Source organism: Pseudomonas sp. 1121_17 (genome assembly GCF_052850745.1).
The window spans coordinates 64,274-84,540 of the sequence record NZ_VXCX01000001.1 but is presented as its reverse complement, the minus strand read 5'-3'; the positions used below and the strand labels follow the sequence as shown (position 1 = coordinate 84,540).

At 62.3% G+C, this 20,267-nt stretch carries 20 protein-coding genes; 9 read left to right on the top strand and 11 right to left on the bottom strand.

The window, feature by feature from the left end:
- Nucleotides 1–5: 5 nt before the first annotated feature.
- The 8 genes from FW789_RS00410 to FW789_RS00375 form a co-directional block, all read right to left on the bottom strand.
- A complete protein-coding gene (locus tag FW789_RS00410) occupies nucleotides 6–632 on the bottom strand; it encodes a response regulator transcription factor (RefSeq protein WP_186699949.1) in 627 nt (208 codons plus the stop codon).
- 26 nt (nucleotides 633–658) lie between these two features.
- Nucleotides 659–1,810 (bottom strand): hypothetical protein, encoded by a 1,152-nt coding sequence (locus tag FW789_RS00405; RefSeq protein WP_446430727.1) that lies wholly within the window; start codon nucleotides 1,808–1,810, stop codon nucleotides 659–661.
- Nucleotides 1,811–1,857: 47 nt separating this feature from the next.
- Complete coding sequence (locus FW789_RS00400; RefSeq protein ID WP_446430726.1) at nucleotides 1,858–2,595, bottom strand: molecular chaperone; 738 nt, start codon at nucleotides 2,593–2,595, stop codon at nucleotides 1,858–1,860.
- Nucleotides 2,596–2,822: 227 nt separating this feature from the next.
- Entirely contained in the window at nucleotides 2,823–5,330 is a 2,508-nt protein-coding gene (locus tag FW789_RS00395) for a TcfC E-set like domain-containing protein (protein ID WP_411564439.1), read from the bottom strand.
- Between the two features lie 98 nt (nucleotides 5,331–5,428).
- Nucleotides 5,429–5,911, bottom strand: coding sequence for a CS1 type fimbrial major subunit (locus FW789_RS00390; RefSeq protein WP_186701526.1), 483 nt, complete (start codon nucleotides 5,909–5,911; stop codon nucleotides 5,429–5,431).
- A 222-nt stretch (nucleotides 5,912–6,133) separates the two neighbouring features.
- Nucleotides 6,134–7,798 (bottom strand): cation acetate symporter, encoded by a 1,665-nt coding sequence (locus FW789_RS00385; RefSeq protein WP_103438228.1) that lies wholly within the window; start codon nucleotides 7,796–7,798, stop codon nucleotides 6,134–6,136.
- A complete protein-coding gene (locus tag FW789_RS00380; protein ID WP_101321679.1) occupies nucleotides 7,795–8,106 on the bottom strand; it encodes a DUF485 domain-containing protein in 312 nt (103 codons plus the stop codon). Before FW789_RS00380 ends, FW789_RS00385 begins: the two co-directional genes overlap by 4 nt.
- A gap of 215 nt (nucleotides 8,107–8,321) precedes the next feature.
- Nucleotides 8,322–9,170, bottom strand: coding sequence for a glycine betaine ABC transporter substrate-binding protein (locus tag FW789_RS00375; RefSeq protein WP_186701525.1), 849 nt, complete (start codon nucleotides 9,168–9,170; stop codon nucleotides 8,322–8,324).
- Nucleotides 9,171–9,376: 206 nt separating this feature from the next.
- Between FW789_RS00375 and FW789_RS00370 the strand changes: the two genes are divergently transcribed.
- Nucleotides 9,377–10,936: a glycoside hydrolase family 17 protein gene (locus tag FW789_RS00370; protein ID WP_103438230.1), complete on the top strand. Its 1,560-nt coding sequence runs from the start codon at nucleotides 9,377–9,379 to the stop codon at nucleotides 10,934–10,936.
- 3 nt (nucleotides 10,937–10,939) lie between these two features.
- On the opposite strand, the gene FW789_RS00365 is transcribed toward FW789_RS00370, so the two are convergent.
- Entirely contained in the window at nucleotides 10,940–11,317 is a 378-nt protein-coding gene (locus FW789_RS00365) for a hypothetical protein (RefSeq protein ID WP_103438834.1), read from the bottom strand.
- 229 nt (nucleotides 11,318–11,546) lie between these two features.
- Between FW789_RS00365 and FW789_RS00360 the strand changes: the two genes are divergently transcribed.
- A complete protein-coding gene (locus FW789_RS00360) occupies nucleotides 11,547–12,845 on the top strand; it encodes a serine/threonine protein kinase (protein WP_103438231.1) in 1,299 nt (432 codons plus the stop codon).
- Nucleotides 12,838–13,653, top strand: a complete 816-nt coding sequence (locus FW789_RS00355) for an MlaA family lipoprotein (RefSeq protein ID WP_103438232.1) — start codon at nucleotides 12,838–12,840, stop codon at nucleotides 13,651–13,653. Before FW789_RS00360 ends, FW789_RS00355 begins: the two co-directional genes overlap by 8 nt.
- Nucleotides 13,654–13,687: 34 nt before the next feature.
- Here FW789_RS00355 and FW789_RS00350 read toward each other — a convergent pair whose 3' ends face one another.
- Nucleotides 13,688–14,830: a patatin-like phospholipase family protein gene (locus tag FW789_RS00350; protein ID WP_446430725.1), complete on the bottom strand. Its 1,143-nt coding sequence runs from the start codon at nucleotides 14,828–14,830 to the stop codon at nucleotides 13,688–13,690.
- A gap of 25 nt (nucleotides 14,831–14,855) precedes the next feature.
- Nucleotides 14,856–15,791 carry a lipid A biosynthesis lauroyl acyltransferase gene (locus FW789_RS00345; protein WP_186701523.1) on the bottom strand — a complete coding sequence of 312 codons (936 nt, stop codon included), beginning with the start codon at nucleotides 15,789–15,791 and terminating at the stop codon, nucleotides 14,856–14,858.
- Nucleotides 15,792–15,902: 111 nt separating this feature from the next.
- Here FW789_RS00345 and minC point away from each other — a divergent pair, with 111 nt between their 5' ends.
- From minC to FW789_RS00315, 6 genes are all read left to right on the top strand, one after another.
- A complete protein-coding gene (minC, locus tag FW789_RS00340; protein WP_103438235.1) occupies nucleotides 15,903–16,661 on the top strand; it encodes a septum site-determining protein MinC in 759 nt (252 codons plus the stop codon).
- Nucleotides 16,662–16,761: 100 nt separating this feature from the next.
- Entirely contained in the window at nucleotides 16,762–17,574 is an 813-nt protein-coding gene (gene minD / locus FW789_RS00335) for a septum site-determining protein MinD (RefSeq protein ID WP_103438236.1), read from the top strand.
- A gap of 3 nt (nucleotides 17,575–17,577) precedes the next feature.
- Nucleotides 17,578–17,832: a cell division topological specificity factor MinE gene (gene minE / locus FW789_RS00330; RefSeq protein WP_101321688.1), complete on the top strand. Its 255-nt coding sequence runs from the start codon at nucleotides 17,578–17,580 to the stop codon at nucleotides 17,830–17,832.
- A gap of 90 nt (nucleotides 17,833–17,922) precedes the next feature.
- On the top strand, nucleotides 17,923–18,606 hold the full coding sequence (locus tag FW789_RS00325; protein WP_264081776.1) for an RluA family pseudouridine synthase: 684 nt from the start codon (nucleotides 17,923–17,925) through the stop codon (nucleotides 18,604–18,606).
- A 71-nt stretch (nucleotides 18,607–18,677) separates the two neighbouring features.
- On the top strand, nucleotides 18,678–19,967 hold the full coding sequence (locus FW789_RS00320) for a M18 family aminopeptidase (RefSeq protein ID WP_103438238.1): 1,290 nt from the start codon (nucleotides 18,678–18,680) through the stop codon (nucleotides 19,965–19,967).
- A 95-nt stretch (nucleotides 19,968–20,062) separates the two neighbouring features.
- Nucleotides 20,063–20,230 (top strand): hypothetical protein, encoded by a 168-nt coding sequence (locus FW789_RS00315; protein ID WP_178080787.1) that lies wholly within the window; start codon nucleotides 20,063–20,065, stop codon nucleotides 20,228–20,230.
- Nucleotides 20,231–20,267: the final 37 nt, after the last annotated feature.

Here is a 20,267-nt window from a genome sequence, read left to right as displayed (position 1 = left end):
CGACGTCAGAGCAGTTCATTGCGGCGGGCGAAATCCGCCAGATCGATCAACGAATGCAGGCGCAGTTTTTCCAGCAGCCGGCTCTTGTAGGTGCTGATGGTCTTGTTGCTGAGCAGCATCGTTTCGCCGATGGCCTTGTTGCTCAAGCCGCGTGCCAGGTGCTGCAACACCGTCAGCTCGCGGTCGGTGAGGCCGGCAATGCACTCCCGTTCGGTGGCGCGCAGGTCCTGGCTGCGCACCGAACTCAGGGCCACATCGGGGAAATAGGTAAAGCCGGACAACACCGCACGCACCGCCTTGTTCAGTTCAGCCAGATCGTCGGTTTTCGACACATAACCCGCGGCGCCCGCCTGCAGGCAGCGCAACGAGTAGGCTTCGGCCAATTGCGAAGTGAGGATCACCACCTTGGCCGGTTGCGCCAGGCTCTTGAGCCTGGCGATCACCTCGAGGCCATCCAGTCCAGGCATGGCGATATCGAGGATGATCAGGTCCGGTGCATGCTCACGGGCCAGCAACACGGCGTCGACGCCGTTGTCGGCCTGCGCTACCACCTCGACCTGTTCCCGGCGCAGCAGCATGCACACCGTGGTGCGGATGAATGGGTGATCATCTACCACCAATGCCCTATGCATGGTGCGCTCCGCCCACACTCAGGCAGTCAGAGTTCAGCATCGAAGATCACCGTAGCTTCGCCGGAATAAGTAGTGCCCGGTTGCTTGAGCATGGCCTGCACACCGTTGCGGGCCACGCTGAAATGCAGCTGGCCGCCACGGTTCAGGGTTGGCTGCATCGATTCGAACTGCAGCGCTGCCGCAGGCCCGGTGGGCAACGACAGTCGGGTCACCGGCCGGCCCTGGTGGAGGATACCTGCGGGCAGGGTCATGGCAATCTCCACCGGAACTTGATCGTGGTGCTGATTACGGATGCCGCATTGATCGCCAAGCGTGTACTGGCAAGTTTTGTAGACCTTGAACGGCCCGGTCGACCACAGCCGGAACGGCAGGTCACGGTACACCTGCGACGGCGCCGCTGCCCCGCCCAGCCATGCCTGCCAACCGTCTTTGGGCTCCAGCACCGCCCGCTCGGAGCCGGGTGGAAACTCAAAAATGAACGCGTGCTGCACATCAAGCACGAAATTGACCGTGAGGCTGTCGCCGCTCAGCGCAGTGACACCGCTGCCAAAGTCAAAATCACCACCAGGACCAATGCTGTAGGTCAGGCTACCGCGATAAATGCCGGCGGCGAGGCGGTAAGGCGGCGGAATATCCAGCAGAAATGACACCCCCATCTGGGTGACTTCAGAGTTGTCGACATGATTCACCGGCGCCCAGGAATAGCTTGCCCAGCACGGCTCCGGGGCCTGCGGCTGGCGCATATAGGTATGGAAGGTGACCGTACGCGCAGCATGGCTGGAGAGCCGGCTGCCATTACTGCAACCGCCATGCACACTACCCTGCAACGGGCTGTAACTGAAGTTCGACGGGGTATGCACCTGTTGGCTGACCGAGAGGATGTCAAAATTCATCCGGCGCATTTCGCCATTGAGCTCGTGAAACACCTCGACCTGTTTGCGTGACGGCATCTTCAGGTAGTACCTGTCGCGTAGATCCCCCGCGCTTTGCTGGCTGCGTTTGGAGTAGGCAATCGGCACGTCGACGGTGGATTTGCCGTTACACAGTCCCGACCACAGCCGACACAGCGCAGCCGGTGGCGTGGTATTGACGAACCGCCCACTGCCACCACCGCGATACTCGGCGCTGATGGTCACCTCCAGCGCCTGTGCCGTAGGCAGCCAGCCGAGTATCGCCATGGCCGCACCCGCCCAACGCAGCGTGTATCGAAGGCCCCGTGCACTGCTCACCCGGGCACCACCAGTGTCTTGCGCTGGTCGCCTTCGTACATCTCGAACTGGAACACCGGCTTGCCCGCCACCGGCTCGAAGCGCCGCGTACTGCCGGGCAACAAGTGATGCTTGGTGGCGGCTTCGCATTTCTGGTCGGCCGCCTGGCACTGGCGAAAGTGATCCAGCACCACCGTGGCGTTGCCTTGATTGACCACCTGCAGGCGACCGCCCTGGCCCGTTACATCGGTCTGATACTGCGCCGCCGCCGGGTGCACGAACAACAGTGTGCCGTAGCCGGCCAGCAGGTTGACGCCCGCCTTGAGGCTGTCGCGATAGCTTTCGGCCTCCGCTTCGGTGACGACAAAGCCATCGCCCTGCTCGGGCAATACCGGGATGAAGCGCAGGCGGAAATAGCGTTCCTGGGCTCGCTCACCGCGGTACAGCAAGCGCACCGCCTGCATGCCACGTGCGGGGATGATCAGCCGCGCCGGGCTGGCGATCAGGCCGCGCTGCTCCAGTGGCAGTTGCGTCTGGTCGATCTCGCGGGGCACACCGTCGGCGTCGTACACCAGCTCGGCGACGCTGAGCTTGACGAAGGCGGTGCTGTCGCCGCCATTACGCACCCGTTTGAGCAAGGTGCTGCGGTTACCGTCCAGGTAATCGTACAGCCCACCGACGTTGAGTTCCGGCGCAGCCTGCAGCGGCAATGGCGCCAGCAGTAGCGACAGGTAAAAGAGTTTCCACGGTTTCATCTGCAACCTCGTTGGATGGTGCCAGGCAAACAGCCAGCGCTCATTTGTGCACATGTGCTGCCGGCAAGAAAGTCAGACCGTTCCGATAAAAAAGAAGAAATTTCCTAGAGACGACTGCTACTCACAGCTCATCATCGAAGACCACACCTGCGCAGCTTCGACCAGCGGGCCGCAGGCAACCAGCAGTGCGCTGGGCAGCGCCAGCAGCAACCGATACAGTCTGCCGTTCATCCTCGTTCTCCTGTGCTCAGCGGATCACTGCCACCCAGCAATTGCGGTGGCGCGCAGACCTGATCGCCGGCCAGCAAGACATTGCCCTCGCGAGGCAGCTGCTTTGGCTCGAGCCTGAGCAGGCAAGCGATCTTGCCCGCCTGGCGTATCTCCAGCGTCGGCGTGCCTTCACTCATCTCCACCGCAAAGATCCCGCTGGCCTCGCTGACGCTGCGGCTGGCGTGATTGATCACCAGCGCACCGCGCATGGGCTGGCGCTGCTGATCGAGCAGGCGGCCAAGCACGGTCACCGTGCGCAACACCTTCAACTGGCGATACTCGACGCCGCCGCGATTGAGGTGGTAGTCCAGGCTGGCCGGCTGAATCACCGCGTCGGGGTCATGTTTGCCAGCGAAATCGAACTGCACGGTGCCAGCCCGATAGGCACTTACAGGGATAATGTTGCGCCCTGGGCGCAGGGTGGCACCCAGCCCGTTGAAGTCGTCGGCGCGCAGCTCCAGGTCATCCAGATCGCTGTCGATGTCGACCACCAGCCCGGCCTCGTGGGGCAGGTATTGGCCACTCAGGGCCAGCTTGCCGCCGCCCATGGCGAGCGTGCTCTGCAGGTTCAGGCCGGCGCTGAGCTGGCCGCTGTAGGACGACGACTGCGCGTAGGCGTCGCCATACACCTGCTGGTTCTGAAACTGGGTGTTGGCGCCGAAACCTGCCCCGTAGCGGTCGACATTGAGCGTGCCGCCAACACTTCGTATTGCGCCCAGCTGCACGTCCTGCTGATAGCTCAGCGATGCATTCTGATCGCGTCCGCCATCGCGCGAAGTGCGACTGCCAAAGCTGGCGGCGATGCGCTGGCCGGGGCCGCCAAGGCTCATGCTCAGGCTCAGGTTGACGCCACGGTTGCGGCTGTCGCTCGTGCTTGCGGTGCCAGGGCGGTCGAACAGCGACAGGCGCCAGTTGGCATCCGAGCCGCCGAGCTTGCCATAGTACGACCAGCCCAGGTCGATCCCCAGGCCGTTGGCGGCACCAGAGCTGTGGGCCAGGCGCAGGCTCGCCGTGCTGCGTGCATCGAGACGCTGGCTGAGTGACAGCGAACTCTGGCTGATCTCCTGCTGGCGGCGTGCGCCACGCCAGCCTGAATTGCCGGTGTCGATCCAGGTGCGGCTGTGGCTCGCCACCAGCGAGCCATTAGGCAGGTTGCTGATCACCTGCAGGTCGTAACCGGTGCCTTGATTGTCGCTGCGGTAGACGTTGCCATACAGCTTGAGCTGGTCGAACGCATCCCAGTCCAGCGAGGTGCCGTACTGGATGGCTTCGTCGACCCGCTGTGCGGACACACCGAGCACGGCGCGCGGGTGCAGCAGATAGTTGGCCAGCACGCCCGCGCCGAGGCTGTCCTGGTGGTCCTTGTCCCAGTTGCTCAACAAGTTGCTCTGGCGACCGGCGTAGACGTTGTAACGCCAGCGGCTGTCGGGATTGCTCCAGTTGCTTGGTTTGTAGATGAAGGCGTCGCTGCGCGAGGTTTCCTGGCCGTCTTCGAGCAGGCGTACCTCGATCTGATAAATGCCGCCGGGCAATACCCGCGTGTCGAGGGTCTGCAGACCGGCCTGCACCGGCTGACTGTTGATCAGCACGCCGTTGCGGTAGATCTCGACCACGCCTGGCCGATTGGGGGTGACATACACCGGGGTGGCGCTGGCTTGGCCGTTGTCGATCAACAGGCTGTCACTGCTGCCGAACATCACCCCCAAGGTGGTATCCGGGCTGCTGCCCAGCAGGCGCGGCTGGCGGGTCAGGCCTTGCGCGCTCGGGGTGAAATAGCCCAGCCGCAGAAATTGCTGGTCGAACAAGCGCTCGGCGTACAACTGATCGAGGCGGTGACGGACCCGGTCGGATTGATCGTTGCCGCGGTCAAACTGCGCATCGGCGAGGGTTGTCCAGTTGCCGATGCTGCCTTGGCCCTGGGCGGCGAAGCGGCCGTTGGTCTGGCTGCCGTTGCGCACCAGATTGAGCTGGTTACGTAGCAACAGGCCGCTGCTGCCCTGTTCGGGAAGGCTATAGTAGCGCGGCTGCTCGAGGTTGGCTTCGGCGCTGGAGGTCACCAGCGATAGCTGTGAATTGACCAGGCTGTAATGAATGGCCTGGAGCCCGTCGGCACAGTCGCTGACGCAGGCCCCCAGTGGTCGCCCGTCAGCCAGGCGCTGCAACCAGCGGCTGCGCAGTTGCGCCGGTTCGCGGCTTTCCTGGGTGTCGGTGAACTCCAGCAACTGAACCTGGCTGGCGCGGCTGAGCACCACCATCGCATCGCCCAGGTAACGGCCATCCAGATCGACGCGTACCGCGAGCGGCACATCAAAGAAATGCGCTTCGAATTCTTTCGGCAAGCCTTGCGCCTGGCTCACCATGTTCAACGCTGCCGGCGGCGCCGCCCAGGCTGGCAACAGCGCGCAGCAGGCGCCGAGGGCGATGCCCCAACGCCGGGTAACAGCATATGTAGGAATGGACGGCATGACCCTGCCTGCAAGCAATGACCGCCCTCGCCGCCGGAGAGCAGCCGGGCGGCAAAGGGGGGTACAAACGGATGAAGAGGATGCGCTGCGGGATGCGATCAAGGGATCGGCGCGGCGGTCTCGAACATCATGCTGACCAGGCCTTGGTAGCTACCCGGCTGATAACCACCGGCCGGTACGGTTGGCTCGACCATGAAGTCCAGGGTCGTGCCGGTAGCGGCTTGCGGCGCTGCGAGCACCTCGGTTGCGGTGGTGGTCAGGGTGGTAGCGCCAACCTTGACGTTCAGATCGATCACGTTGACACCGCTGGTGACGGCGGCCGGAGTCAGCAGGTGCGCGGTGATCGGGCCGATGGTGCTTTTGGCTTGCAGTTGCTTGCGGATCGGCTCGAGGGTGCCTTGAAACGAGTTCCAGGCCATGTCTTGAGGGTCGTTCATCCAGTTGCCGCCGACCGGCTCGACGTAGAACGCGGCAGTCGGGACGGTGGCGGTGATCAGCACCTGTTTTTCGATCGGGTCAGCCGCGATGGCCGAATTGGCGGCCAGAACAGCCAGGGGAAGCGCCAGCACAAATGCTTTCACGAATGTATCTCCTTGGATCCTGTAAGGAACGCCACAGGAAGCGTGCACAAGCGGCACAGCGCCGTTGGCAGGAGCGATTATTCGGAAATGCCGGTGGGCAAACTCTAGGATTGGTCTGACCGCGCTTGGGAAATTTCCCAGCGTGCGGGTTGAGCAGTTCTTGCCGCAGCAAAAACGACAACGCCCCGACTATGCGGGGCGTTGTTCAATGCTCAGAGCAGGTTAGTGAGAAACCGCACCACTGGCACCCAGGCCGGTTTGCGAACGAACGAACTGCGGGAAGAACAGCGCACGCTCGTTGGCTGCCTCCTTGGACTTGTCGGTGACCGAGAAGAACCAGATACCGACGAAGGCAATCAGCATCGAGAACAGTGCTGGGTATTCGTACGGGTAGATGGCTTTTTCGTGACCGAGGATCTGCACCCAGATGGTCGGGCCAAGCACCATCAGGCCAACGGCACTGATCAGGCCCAGCCAGCCGCCAATCATGGCGCCGCGGGTGGTCAGCTTCTTCCAGTACATCGAAAGCAGCAGAACCGGGAAGTTGCAGCTGGCGGCGATAGAGAACGCCAGGCCGACCATGAAGGCAATGTTCTGTTTCTCGAACAGAATGCCCAGGCCAATGGCCAGGATGCCGAGGAAGATCGTGGTGATCTTCGACACGCGGATCTCGTCCTTGTCGTTGGCCTTGCCTTTGCGCCAGACGCTGGCATACAGGTCATGCGACACTGCCGAGGCACCGGCCAGGGTCAGGCCGGCAACCACCGCCAGGATGGTGGCGAAGGCCACTGCCGAGATGAAGCCGAGGAAAATACTGCCCCCCACAGCGTCAGCCAGGTGCACCGCAGCCATGTTGTTGCCACCCAGCAGCGCGCCGGCGGCGTCCTTGAAGTCCGGGTTGGTGCTGACCAGCAGGATCGCGCCGAAACCGATGATGAAGGTCAGGATGTAGAAGTAACCAATGAAGCCGGTCGCGTACAGCACGCTCTTGCGCGCTTCCTTGGCATCGCTGACGGTGAAGAAGCGCATCAGGATGTGCGGCAGGCCGGCGGTACCGAACATTAGTGCCAGGCCCAGCGAGAACGCCGAAATCGGGTCTTTGACCAGGCCACCCGGGCTCATGATTGCTTCACCCTTGGCGTGTACCTTGATCGCTTCGGAGAACAGCGTGTTGAAATCGAAGTTGACGTGTTTCATCACCATCAGCGCCATGAAGCTGGCACCGGACAGCAGCAGCACGGCCTTGATGATCTGCACCCAGGTGGTCGCGAGCATGCCGCCGAACAGCACGTACATGCACATCAGGATGCCGACCAGAATCACCGCAACGTGGTAGTCCAGGCCGAACAGCAGCTCGATCAGCTTGCCGGCGCCAACCATCTGCGCAATCAGGTAGAACGCTACCACCACCAGCGAGCCCGAGGCCGACAGGGTGCGGATCTGTTTTTGCCCGAGGCGATAGGACGCCACGTCGGCAAAGGTGTACTTGCCCAGGTTACGCAGGCGCTCGGCGATCAGGAACAGAATGATCGGCCAGCCGACCAGGAAGCCGATCGAGTAGATCAGGCCGTCGTAACCGGAGGTGAACACCAGCGCGGAAATACCCAGAAAGGACGCCGCAGACATGTAGTCACCGGCAATCGCCAGGCCGTTCTGGAAACCGGTGATCTTGCCGCCGGCTGCGTAGTAGTCCGAGGCTGACTTGTTGCGCTTCGAAGCCCAGTAGGTAATCCCCAGGGTGAACAACACAAAGGCCAGGAACATGAGAATGGCAGCCATGTTCAGGGGCTGTTTCTGCACCTCGCCGGTGAGCGCGTCAGCCGCCCACACAGCGGGTGCGAAGACACCGCAGGCCAATACGGCCAAAGTTTTGGTAGGTCGCATCATTGCTTGGCCTCCGCCAGAATTGCCTTGTTCAGTTCGTCGAACTCGCCGTTGGCGCGACGCACATAGATGGCGGTCAGCACAAAGGCTGAAAGGATCAGGCCGACGCCCAGGGGGATGCCCCAGGTGATGGACGACTCTGGGCTGATCTTGGCGCCGAGCAGGTGCGGGCCATAGGCGATGAGCAAGATGAATCCGCAGTAGAGGCCGAGCATGATTGCCGAAAGAATCCAGGCGAATCGCTCGCGTTTGCTGACCAGTTCCTTGAAGCGCGGACTGTTCTGTATCGAGAGGTAAATGCTGTCGTTCATTGTTTTTGTCCTAGCAGCACAGATTATGGATAACCCACCTGTAACTTTATGCTGCTGTTGGACGCCAACCAGACGACCTTAGTCTTAGATGCAAGAGTGTTTTGCGGTTTTGGTAACAAACATCAGCCAGTGCAGTGTTGATTTGGCTGAAAACAGCGCGCCCAAGGTGACGACTCAACCTTGGGCGGCGATGCTGCTATGGCTCGTTCAACGCGTTACTTGGCAGTCCACTCCGCCACGCGCTCAGGGTGTTTGGCGACCCAATCCTTGGCCGCTTGTTCTGGCTTGGCGCCATCCTGAATGGCCAGCATGACTTCGCCGATCTCATCCTTGGACTGCCACTGGAACTTCTTCAGGAACGCTGCAACTTCCGGGGCCTTCTTCTCCAGGTCCTTGCTACCGATGCTGTTGACGGTCTCAGCCGCGCCGAACACGCCTTTCGGGTCTTCGAGGAACTTCAGCTTCCACTTGGCGAACATCCAGTGCGGCACCCAACCGGTGACAGCAATCGAATCCTGCTTTTTCTCGGCGCGGCCCAGTTCGGCGGTCATGCCGGCGCCGGAGCTGGCTTGCAGCTTGTAACCGGTCAGGTCGTAATCCTTGATCGCCTGCTCGGTCTTGATCATCACGCCCGAGCCTGCGTCGATACCGACGATCTTCTGCTTGAAGCTGGTGTCGGTCTTGAGGTCTGCGATGCTGTTGGCCTTGACGTACTCAGGCACGATCAAGCCAATCTTGGCGTCTTTGAAGTTAGGACCGAAGTCGACCACCTTGTCCTTGTTCTTGGCCCAGTATTCACCATGGGTCACCGGCAGCCAGGCCGAGAGAATCGCATCGAGTTTACCGGTCGCAACCCCTTGCCACATGATCCCGGCTGCCACTGCCTGCAGCTTGACGTCATAGCCGAGTTTTTCCTTGATAACCTCGGCGGCGACGTTGGTGGTCGCAACACTGTCGGCCCAGCCATCGACATAACCGATGCTTACTTCTTTAGCCATGGCCTGCCCAGCGCTCATGGCCAACAACAGGGCGGACCCCACCCCCAGCATACGTCGCATGTTCATCAATGCATCCCCTCGTCAGGTCTCGGAGATAGCATCATCAACCTGCAACAAAGCGCGACCTGCTCCAGCCGCGACCTCTACCTTAACCAGATGCGACAGCACTTGGCCATTAGCGCCATCGGCCGACATTGGCCTGCGCGATCCTTGCATGCCAATGCGTTGGCGCCGGCGATTTGCGGCTATCATCTAGCCCTTTGCGCCTGACGATGGACCGCCCGATGCCCCGCTCCGCCCGCAATCTGCTGCCACTCTTTCTATTCGCCTGCCTGCTCGCCCTTGCCGGGCTGGGCACGCTCTGGTACGGGCTGGGGAAGCCGGTGCTGCTGCCCGACGCCGCCAGCCCGACGCATAAACTGCAGTGCGCCTCGTACACCCCGTTCGACAAGGACCAATCGCCGTTCGACCAGCCGTTTCGCCTGCGGCCGGCGCGGATGGACGCCGACCTGGCCCTGCTGGCCGAACGTTTTCAGTGCATCCGCACCTATTCGATGACCGGTCTTGAGGCGATCCCGGCGCTGGCGCGCAAGCATGGCCTGAAAGTCATGCTCGGCGCCTGGGTGAATGCCAATCCGATCGACAGTGACAAGGAAGTCGCATTGCTTATTGCCGCGGCCAATGCCAACCCCGATGTGGTCAGTGCAGTGATCGTCGGCAACGAGACCCTGCTGCGCAAGGAAGTCACCGGCGAGCGCCTGGCCGAGCTGATCAAGCGGGTCAAGGCCCAGGTCACGGTGCCAGTGACCTACGCCGATGTCTGGGAATTCTGGCTGCAGCATCCACAGATCGCGCCGGCAGTAGACTTCCTGACCATTCACCTGCTGCCGTACTGGGAAGATGACCCACGCAGCATCGACCAGGCATTGGCCCATGTCGCCGAGGTGCGCCAGGTGTTCGGCGCCCGTTTTGCGCCCAAGCAGATCATGATCGGCGAGACCGGCTGGCCCAGCGAAGGCCGCCAGCGTGAAACGGCGCTGCCCAGCCGGGTCAACGAGGCACGCTTCATTCGCGGTTTTGTAGCGATGGCAGAGCAGAACGACTGGAGCTACAACCTGATCGAAGCCTTCGACCAGCCCTGGAAGCGCGCCAGCGAAGGTGCGGTGGGCGGTTACTGGGGGTTATACGACGCCGACCGGCAGGATAAAGGTATTCTCGAAGGGCCGGTCAGCAACCTGGCTCTGTGGCCACAGTGGCTGGCGGCGAGTGCGCTGTTGCTGCTGGCGGCGCTGCTGTTTGCCGGGCGCCCGGTCAATGCCCGGGCCGCACTGCTGCTGCCGTTGCTTGCAGCGATTGGTGCTGCCAGCCTTGGCTTATGGGGCGAATTGATGCGGACCAACGCACGCTTTGCCGGCGAATGGCTGTGGGCAGTGTTGCTGGCAGGCCTGAACCTGCTGGTGCTGGCCCACGCCCTGCTGGCCTTGGCGCAGCGCCAGGGTTGGCGTGAGCGGCTGTTTGCCTGGTTTGAAGCCCGCGCCGGCTGGCTGCTGCTGGCGGCGGGTTTTGCCGCTGCAGTGAGCATGCTGGCGATGGTCTTCGAGCCGCGTTATCGCAGCTTCCCGACTGCCTCGTTGCTGTTGCCGGCGCTGGTGTACTTGCTGCGACCAGTCGTGGCGCGTCGGGCCGAGGTGGCCTTGCTGGCATTCATCATCGGCGCGGGAGTGCTGCCACAGCTGTACCGTGAAGGGCTGGCCAACCAGCAAGCCTGGGCCTGGGCAGTGGTCAGCATACTGATGGTCGGCGCGTTGTGGCGCAGTTTGCGCACGCGCTGACGCTCATGCCAATCTGGCGACTTGTGCCTGACGCACCAGGCGCAAGCCGGCCAGGACCACCGCGAACACGGCGATACTGGCGGTATACAGCACCAGCGCGCTGAGCCCGAACAGCAAGCCGACAGCGGCCAGATACCAGCCGGCGCGGCCCTTGAGCAGTTGCGCGAGCACGCTCAGGGCCACAGCCAGCCAGGCAATCAACTGAAAATGAATCGCCAGGCCCAGCAGCGAGCGCACCTGGCATTGCCAATACTGCGCAGGCACGCCGCACAGGCCAACCCACTGGCCGTCCTCCATCAGCCCGTAGCGCACGCCATAGCTGGCTGCCAGCCACAACGGCAGGCACAGCAGCAGGACAATGACGGGCAATGAACGAGGCATGAAGATCTCCGGGCAAATGTAAACAAACGCCAGCATAATCAATGGCGGCATCTGTGCAAGGCAAGATTTCCCGGCAGCAGCTATGTTGCACAGAGCGATCGTTACCGCGCTATTCACTGGCGCGGTAAAAACTGGCATAACAAATGGCCATGCCCCGGCAACTTTGCCTGCTGGGCCGTGGTCAGAGCCTGCGTACCGTCATGCCTTGCCGAATATTCTGGGGGATTCAATGCTTCGATCACTGCGCCTCGCTGCCCTTCTGGGTGGCTTGCTTATGGCTGCGGCCGCCTCGGCGCGGGATATCGACGCCGCCAGCTATGGCTTTCCCTTGACCAACCCGTTCGAGGCGACAATTGCCTCCACCCCGCCTGAACTGCGGCCGACGCTGCCCAGTGATGAAGACATCACCCAGGCAGACTACAGCCTCACCCTGCGTCCGGAGCGTGAGTTCACCCTGCCGGACAACTTCTGGCCGGTAAAAAAGCTCAAGTACCGCATGGCCCGTCAGGACCACGAGGCGCCGCTGATCTTCATCATTGCCGGCACCGGCGCGCCCTACAGCAGCTCGACCAACGAATACCTGAAAAAGCTCTACTACCAGGCAGGCTTCCATGTCGTGCAGCTGTCGTCGCCGACCAGCTGGGATTTCATGAGCGCCGCTTCGCGCTTCGCCACGCCTGGCGTGACCAAAGAGGATGCCGAGGACCTGTACCGGGTCATGCAGGCGGTGCGCGCGCAGCACCCGCGTCTGCCGATCAAGGACTTCTACCTCACTGGTTACAGCCTGGGTGCTCTGGACGCGGCGTTTGTCAGCCATCTGGACGAAACCCGGCGCAGCTTCAACTTCAAGCGCGTACTGCTGCTCAACCCGCCGGTGAACCTTTACACCTCGGTGAGCAACCTCGACAAGCTGGTGCAGACCCAGGTCAAGGGCATCGACCGCAGCACCACGTTCTACGAGCTGATGCTGGAAAAGCTCACCCGGTACTTCCAGGACAAGGGCTACATCGACCTCAACGACGCGCTGCTGTATGACTTCCAGCGCTCGCGCGAGCATCTGTCCAACGAGCAAATGGCGATGCTGATCGGCACTTCGTTCCGCTTCTCGGCGGCCGACATTGCCTTTACCTCCGACCTGATCAACCGCCGCGGCCTGATTACCCCGCCAAAGCAGCCGATCACCGAAGGCACCAGCTTGACCCCGGCGTTCAAGCGCGCCCTGCAGTGCGACTTCGAGTGCTACCTGACCGAGCAGGTGATCCCGATGTGGCGCGTGCGCACCGACGGTGGCAGCGTGCTGCAGCTGGTCGATCAAGCCAGCCTGTACGCCCTTGAAGGCTACCTGAGCAAAAGCCCGAAGATTGCCGTCATGCACAATGCCGACGACCTGATCCTCGGCCCTGGCGATATCGGTTTTCTGCGTAAAGTATTTGGCGATCGGCTGACCCTGTACCCGCACGGCGGCCATTGCGGCAACCTTAATTACCGCGTCAACAGCGACGCCATGCTGGAGTTCTTCCGTGGTTAAACGACTGCTGCTCGTCACCGCTTTGCTCGCCGCCGGGCATGCCCAGGCCGAGGAGATCGCGCCGCGTACCAGCGTGATCGATGCCAACGTGGCCGATGCGCCGGTCGAGCAAAGCGATGGCTTTCTCGACCCGTTACGCTCGCTCAAATTCAACCCTGGGCTGGACCAGCGTGAGTTCGAGCGCTCGACCCTGACCGCGCTGAATGTCTACGATCCGCTGGAGTCGGTGAACCGGCGCATCTACCACTTCAACTATCGCTTCGATCAGTGGGTGCTGCTGCCTGCCGTCGACGGTTATACCGCGATCACGCCACGCTTCGTGCGTACTGGGGTGAGCAACTTCTTCAGCAACCTTGGCGATGTGCCCAACCTGTTCAACAGCGTGTTGCAGCTCAAGGCCGAGCGGTCGGCGAAGATCACTGCAAGGCTGATGTTCAACACCATCATCGGTGTCGGCGGCCTGTGGGACCCGGCGACCAAGATGGGCCTGCCGCGCCAGAGTGAAGACTTCGGCCAGACCCTGGGCTTCTATGGCGTACCCGACGGGCCGTACATCATGCTGCCGATCCTCGGCCCATCAAACCTGCGCGACACCACCGGGGTGGTGGTGGACTACGCCGGCGAACAGTCGATCAACTACCTGGACATGGCCAATGTCACCAGCGACCACCCGGAGATCCTGTTCCTCCGGGCTGTGGACAAGCGCTACACCACTGCCTTCCGTTATGGCCAGCTGAATTCGCCGTTCGAATACGAGAAGGTGCGCTACGTCTACACCCAGGCGCGCAAACTGCAGATCGCCGAGTAATCAGCATATTGGGGCCGCTTTGCGGCCCCAAAACTTACAAGCCGAGAAAACGACTCAGCGCCCCCCGCTTGGCCAGGGCATCGCGCCGGCCCAGCTCGATCAGCTCGCTGCAATAACTCGCCTCGAACAGCAGATAACTCAACACCCCTGCCCCACTCGTGCGGGTTGCCCCGGGCCCACGCAGGAACATGCGCAAAGCCGCCGGTAACTGGCGTCGATGACGCGCGGCGATTTCATCCAGCGGCTGGCTCGGCGCAACCACCAGTACCTCGATCGGCGCCAGGCCCAGCGCCCGCGCATTCAAATGCGCCGGCAGCAGGTGGCTGAGGTGATTGAGCCGTTGCAACAGCTCGATGTCGTCTTCCAGGCTATCGATAAAGGTGCTGTTGAGCATATGCCCGCCGATCTGCGCCAGGCTTGGCTGGCGACCACTGAACAGACGCTGGCTGGGCAACGGCGGCGCCGGCCGTTGCGGGTTGCCGCTGACGCCGACCACCAGCACCCGGCTCGCGCCCAGGTGCAAGGCAGGGCTGATCGGCGCCGACTGGCGCACCGCACCATCGCCAAAGTACTCGTCGCCAAGCTTGACCGGGGCAAACAGCAAGGGGATCGCCGAGCTGGCCAGCAAGTGCTCGATGCTTAGCGCGGTTGGCACGCCAATCCGGCGGTGGCGCAGCCATGGCTGAATCGTCTCGCCGCCTTGATAGAAGGTCACTGCCTGGCCCGAGTCGTAGCCAAAAGCGGTAATGGCCACGGCGCGCAATTGCTCGCTGGCCAGCGCCTCGCCAATGCCGTCAAGATGCAGGTGCGCTTGCAACAGGCCACGAAGCGGGCTGCTATCGAGCAACGCCACCGGCACGTCGCCGCCAAAACCCAACAGGCAGTGGCTGACAAACCGGCTGGCCTGGCGAATCACCCCGGGCCAGTCGCTGCGCAGCACCAGGTGACTGCTGAAGTTCTGCCAGAAGGCGGTCAGGCGCTGCACCGATTCGGCAAAACGCGTGGCACCGCTGGCCAGCGTCACCGCATTGATGGCCCCGGCCGAGGTGCCAACGATCACCGGGAACGGGTTGGCCGCGCCAGGCGGCAGCAACTCGGCAATACCTGCCAGCACCCCCACCTGATAAGCCGCGCGGGCACCGCCGCCAGAGAGAATCAGGCCCGTGGTTGCAGTCATGTGATCCTCCCTGGAAGCACTGGCGTCAGCGCTGCTTCTTGTCGTATAGCCGTGGCGCGCCCTCAGGGCGGGACTTGAAGCGGCGATGCGCCCACAGGTATTGCTCCGGGCATTCACGCAGCACGCTCTCGACCCACTGGTTGATGCGCAGGCAGTCGGCCTCCTCGGTCTCGCCCGGGAAGTCCTGCAGCGGTGGATGCACAACCAAACGGTAACCGCTGCCATCCTCAAGCCGGCGCTGAGTGAACGGAATCACCCGCGCCTTGCCCAGACGGGCAAACTTGGTGGTAGCGGTAACCGTTGCCGCCGGGATACCGAATAGCGGCACGAACACACTCTGCTTGGCGCCGTAGTCCTGATCCGGTGCGTACCAGATCGCGCGGCCGCTGCGCAGCAGCTTGAGCATGCCGCGCACGTCCTCGCGCTCGATCGCCAGCGAATCGAGGTTATGCCGCTCGCGGCCACTGCGCTGGATGAAGTCGAACAGCGGATTGCCATGCTCGCGGTACATGCCGTCGATGGTGTGCATCTGGCCGAGCAGTGCGGCGCCGATTTCCAGAGTGGTGAAGTGCACCGCCATCAGAATCGCGCCCTGGCCATCGCGCTGGGCGGCCTGCAGGTGCTCGATGCCTTCGATATGCGCCAGCTGCGCCAGCCGGGCCTTTGGCCACCACCAGCTCATGGCCATTTCGAAGAAGGCGATGCCGGTGGAGGCGAAGTTTTCTTTAAGCAACCGCAGCCGTTGGTCGGCGGAAAGCTCAGGGAAGCACAGCTCGAGGTTGCGCGCAGCGATGCGCCGACGCTCGCCGGCAAAGCGATACATCACCGCGCCCAGCGCACGGCCCAGCGCCAGCAGTGCCCGATAAGGTAGTTGCACAGTCAGCCACAGCAGCCCCAGGCCCAACCACAGGCCCCAGAATCGCGGGTGGAGAAAATAACGACGAAAACGCGGGCGTTCCATTCAAGCTTCCGGAAAGACAAAGGCCGCGCATTCTACAACGGATCGCCTCCGGTTGCGGGCAACCCGCGTTCTCGTTATAAGTCAGGGCACTTTTTCCGTTACAAGCCGTCTATGCAGACCATGAGCCCAAACCACACCCCCGAACACGCCCCCGCGTTCCAGCTCAAGGGCAGCATGCTTGCCATTACCGTTCTGGAACTGGCGCGCAACGACCTTGAATCGCTGGACCGCCAGCTGGCGGCCAAAGTCGCCCTGGCACCGAACTTCTTCAGCAATACACCACTGGTGCTGGCGCTGGACAAACTGCCGGCCGGCGAAGGCGCCATCGATTTGCCCGGGCTGATGCGCATCTGCCGCCACCATGGCCTGCGCACTCTGGCGATCCGCGCCAACCGTATCGAAGACATCGCTGCGGCGATTGCCATCGACCTGCCCGTGCTGCCGCCGTCCGGTGCCCGCGAGCGGCCATTGGAGCCTGAGCCGGAAGTAAAGAAGCCCGAGCCAGAACCAGTGCCGGTGGTGCCCGCCGAGCCGGAAGTGCGGCCGACCCGGATCATCACCACGCCGGTGCGCGGTGGCCAGCAGATCTACGCCCAGGGCGGTGACCTAGTGGTAACCACATCGGTCAGCCCGGGTGCGGAACTTCTTGCCGATGGCAACATCCATGTCTACGGCGCAATGCGTGGTCGGGCCCTGGCGGGGATCAAGGGCAACACCAAGGCGCGCATCTTCTGCCAGCAGATGACCGCAGAGCTGGTCTCGATTGCCGGTCAGTACCGGGTCTGCGAAGACCTGCGCCGCGACCCACTGTGGGGTTCGGGGGTACAGGTCAGCCTGTCTGGCGATGTGTTGAACATCACCCGGCTTTAACGGATACTTGCGGCATTTTTAGAGCAACTTTTTCATCGTTGCCGTTTTGTGCTTTTTCAGGGACTGCTGTCCCGACTATTTTATTTAGGGGTGAAACACCTTGGCCAAGATTCTCGTGGTTACTTCCGGCAAAGGGGGTGTGGGCAAGACCACCACCAGCGCCGCCATCGGTACCGGCCTGGCCCTGCGCGGGCACAAGACTGTCATCGTCGACTTCGACGTCGGCCTGCGTAACCTCGACCTGATCATGGGCTGCGAGCGTCGCGTAGTGTACGACTTCGTCAACGTGGTCAACGGCGAAGCCAACCTGCAGCAGGCCCTGATCAAGGACAAGCGCCTTGAGAACCTGTTCGTGCTGGCCGCCAGCCAGACCCGCGACAAAGACGCGCTGACCCAGGAAGGCGTCGAGAAGGTCCTGATGGACCTGAAGGAAAACTTCGAATACGTGGTCTGCGACTCCCCTGCGGGTATCGAAAAGGGCGCCCACCTGGCCATGTATTTCGCCGACGAAGCGATCATTGTGACCAACCCGGAAGTCTCCTCGGTACGTGACTCGGACCGCATGCTCGGCCTGCTGGCAAGCAAGTCGCGCCGCGCCGAGCGTGGTGAAGACCCGATCAAGGAACACCTGCTGATCACCCGCTACCACCCAGAGCGCGTGAGCAAGGGCGAAATGCTCGGCGTCGAAGACGTCAAGGACATCCTTTCGGTTGACCTGATTGGTGTGATTCCGGAATCGGAAGCCGTGCTCAAAGCCTCGAACCAGGGCGTGCCGGTAATCCTCGATGACCAGAGCGATGCAGGCCAGGCCTACAGCGACACCATCGACCGCCTGCTCGGGAAGACCCTTCCTTTGCGGTTCATCGAAATGCCGAAGCAAGGATTCTTCGCGCGCCTGTTTGGAGGCAAGTAAACCATGAACCTTTTTGACTTCTTTCGTGGCAGACAGAAACAGAGCAGTGCGTCGGTAGCGAAAGAGCGTCTACAGATCATCGTGGCGCACGAGCGCGGTCAGCGCACCACGCCGGACTACCTGCCGGCGCTGCAGAAAGAACTGGTCGAGGTGATCCGCAAGTACGTCAATATTGGCAACGATGACGTGGTGGTTGCCCTGGAGAACCAAGGCAGCTGCTCGATCCTCGAGCTGAACATCACCCTGCCCGAGCGTTAATAAACGCTGCGGGCACACCTGCAGGAGCGGCCCTGAACCGCGAAGCAGCCACTGACGCAACCAGAACATCTGGTGCCGTCCGTGGCTGTTTTGCGGTTCAGGGCCGCTTTTGTCAGTTTTTCCAGAGAAGACGCACCAATGCCCCTGTCGAACGTGCACATCCTTCATCAGGACGACGCTGTCCTGGTCATCAACAAGCCGACCCTGCTGCTTTCGGTGCCGGGCCGCGCCGACGACAACAAGGACTGCCTGATCACCCGCCTGCAGGAAAACGGCTACCCGGAAGCGCTGATCGTGCATCGCCTCGATTGGGAAACCTCGGGGATCATCCTGCTCGCTCGGGATGCCGACAGTCATCGAGAACTGTCGCGCCAGTTTCATGATCGCGAAACCGAAAAGGCCTACACCGCACTGTGCTGGGGCCAGCCTGCGCTGGACAGCGGCAGCATCGACCTGCCACTGCGCTATGACCCGCCGACCAAACCGCGGCATGTGGTCGACCATGACCAAGGCAAGCATGCACTGACCTTCTGGCGCATCGTCGAGCGCTGTGGCGACCATTGCCGGGTCGAGCTGACGCCGATCACCGGCCGCTCGCATCAACTGCGCGTGCACATGCTGTCGATCGGCCATCCGCTGCTCGGCGACCGGCTGTACGCCAACCCGGAGGCGCTGGCTGCTCATGAGCGTCTATGCCTGCACGCGAGCATGCTCAGCTTTACCCATCCGGTTAGCGGCGAGCGCTTGAAGTTCGAGTGCCCGGCTCCGTTCTGAAGTCGCTGTGCGCCGACACAAAACGTCGCAGAACTGCGTTAAACTCGCGCCATTGCTGTCTGGAGTGAACTATGCGCGATGTTTTGAACCAGGGCCTGATCGAATTCCTCAAGGCCTCCCCGACGCCCTTCCACGCCACGGCAAGCCTGGTCCAGCGCCTCGAAGCCGCTGGATTTCAGCGCCTCGACGAGCGTGACAGCTGGGCCACCGTGCCTGGCGGGCGTTACTACCTGACCCGCAACGACTCGTCGCTGATCGCGATCAAGCTCGGTTCGCTGTCACCGCTGCTGAGCGGTATCCGCATGGTTGGCGCGCACACCGACAGCCCGTGCCTGCGAGTCAAGCCGCAGCCTGAACTGCAGCGCCAAGGCTTTTTGCAGCTGGGCGTCGAAGTCTACGGCGGCGCGCTGCTGGCGCCGTGGTTCGACCGCGACCTGTCGCTGGCCGGGCGGGTAACCTTCCGCCGCGACGGCAAGGTCGAAAGCCAGCTGGTCGACTTCAAGCTGCCGATCGCGGTGATCCCCAACCTGGCGATCCATCTCAATCGCACCGCCAACGAAGGCTGGCCGATCAATGCCCAGCTCGAACTACCGCCAATCATCGCCCAGGTGGCCGGTGATGAGCGGGTCGATTTCCGCGCTGTGCTCACCGAGCAGTTGGCCCGCGAACACGAACTCAATGCCGACGTGGTGCTCGACTACGAGCTGAGCTTCTACGACACCCAGGACGCGGCCCTGATCGGCCTCAATGGTGACTTCATCGCCGGCGCTCGCCTCGACAACCTGCTGTCGTGCTATGCCGGCCTGCAGGCGATGCTGGCAACCGACAGCGACGAGACCTGCGTGCTGGTCTGCACCGACCATGAAGAAGTCGGGTCCAGCTCGGCCTGTGGCGCCGACGGCCCAATGCTCGAACAAACCCTGCAGCGCCTGCTGCCGGATGGCGACGAATACGTTCGCGTGATCCAGCGTTCGCTGATGATCTCGGCCGACAACGCCCACGGCGTGCACCCCAACTACGCCGACAAGCACGACGGTAATCATGGGCCCAAGCTCAATGCCGGGCCGGTGATCAAGGTCAACAACAATCAGCGCTACGCCACCAACAGCGAAACCGCCGGGTTCTTCCGCCACCTGTGCATGGCTGAAGAAGTACCAGTGCAGAGCTTTGTGGTGCGCAGCGACATGGGTTGTGGTTCGACCATCGGCCCGATCACCGCGAGCCACCTGGGTGTGCGCACGGTCGATATCGGCTTGCCGACCTTTGCCATGCACTCGATCCGCGAGCTGTGCGGCAGCCATGACTTGGCTCACCTGGTCAAGGTTCTGAGCGCGTTCTACCGCACCCGCGAACTGCCGTGAAGGCAACCTGCCGAGGGTCAATGGCCACCCTCGGCGCAGCCGCTATGCTGGATGCATAGTGGCTCTCCAGTTACCCCGCAGAAGGATTCTGTCGCATGTCGCCCTTTCTCTCGTTGTTCGTTCCGGTATTCCTGTTCCTGATGCTGCTGACCATCGGCTTCAGCCTGCGCGAGCGCAACGCCGGGGTGCTGATGATGTGGATCGGCACCTTGGGCATTTTCGGCATCATGTGCTGGAAGATCCTCGAGAAACTGCCCACATAAACCTCTACACTCGGTCGATCGATTGTCCTGAGGTAGT

Excerpts from the sequence above, each read along its gene's own strand:
- minE (WP_101321688.1), top strand. The coding sequence starts at position 17,578 with ATGAACCTTTTTGACTTCTTTCGTGGCAGACAGAAACAGAGCAGTGCG.
- FW789_RS00350 (WP_446430725.1), bottom strand. The coding sequence starts at position 14,830 with ATGACTGCAACCACGGGCCTGATTCTCTCTGGCGGCGGTGCCCGCGCG.
- FW789_RS00345 (WP_186701523.1), bottom strand. The coding sequence starts at position 15,791 with ATGGAACGCCCGCGTTTTCGTCGTTATTTTCTCCACCCGCGATTCTGG.
- FW789_RS00395 (WP_411564439.1), bottom strand. The coding sequence starts at position 5,330 with ATGCCGTCCATTCCTACATATGCTGTTACCCGGCGTTGGGGCATCGCC.
- minC (WP_103438235.1), top strand. The coding sequence starts at position 15,903 with ATGCAGACCATGAGCCCAAACCACACCCCCGAACACGCCCCCGCGTTC.
- FW789_RS00315 (WP_178080787.1), top strand. The coding sequence starts at position 20,063 with ATGTCGCCCTTTCTCTCGTTGTTCGTTCCGGTATTCCTGTTCCTGATG.
- FW789_RS00400 (WP_446430726.1), bottom strand. The coding sequence starts at position 2,595 with ATGAAACCGTGGAAACTCTTTTACCTGTCGCTACTGCTGGCGCCATTG.
- FW789_RS00405 (WP_446430727.1), bottom strand. The coding sequence starts at position 1,810 with ATGGCGATACTCGGCTGGCTGCCTACGGCACAGGCGCTGGAGGTGACC.
- FW789_RS00365 (WP_103438834.1), bottom strand. The coding sequence starts at position 11,317 with ATGCCTCGTTCATTGCCCGTCATTGTCCTGCTGCTGTGCCTGCCGTTG.
- FW789_RS00375 (WP_186701525.1), bottom strand. The coding sequence starts at position 9,170 with ATGAACATGCGACGTATGCTGGGGGTGGGGTCCGCCCTGTTGTTGGCC.
- FW789_RS00320 (WP_103438238.1), top strand. The coding sequence starts at position 18,678 with ATGCGCGATGTTTTGAACCAGGGCCTGATCGAATTCCTCAAGGCCTCC.
- FW789_RS00385 (WP_103438228.1), bottom strand. The coding sequence starts at position 7,798 with ATGATGCGACCTACCAAAACTTTGGCCGTATTGGCCTGCGGTGTCTTC.
- FW789_RS00410 (WP_186699949.1), bottom strand. The coding sequence starts at position 632 with ATGCATAGGGCATTGGTGGTAGATGATCACCCATTCATCCGCACCACG.
- FW789_RS00360 (WP_103438231.1), top strand. The coding sequence starts at position 11,547 with ATGCTTCGATCACTGCGCCTCGCTGCCCTTCTGGGTGGCTTGCTTATG.
- FW789_RS00380 (WP_101321679.1), bottom strand. The coding sequence starts at position 8,106 with ATGAACGACAGCATTTACCTCTCGATACAGAACAGTCCGCGCTTCAAG.
- FW789_RS00370 (WP_103438230.1), top strand. The coding sequence starts at position 9,377 with ATGGACCGCCCGATGCCCCGCTCCGCCCGCAATCTGCTGCCACTCTTT.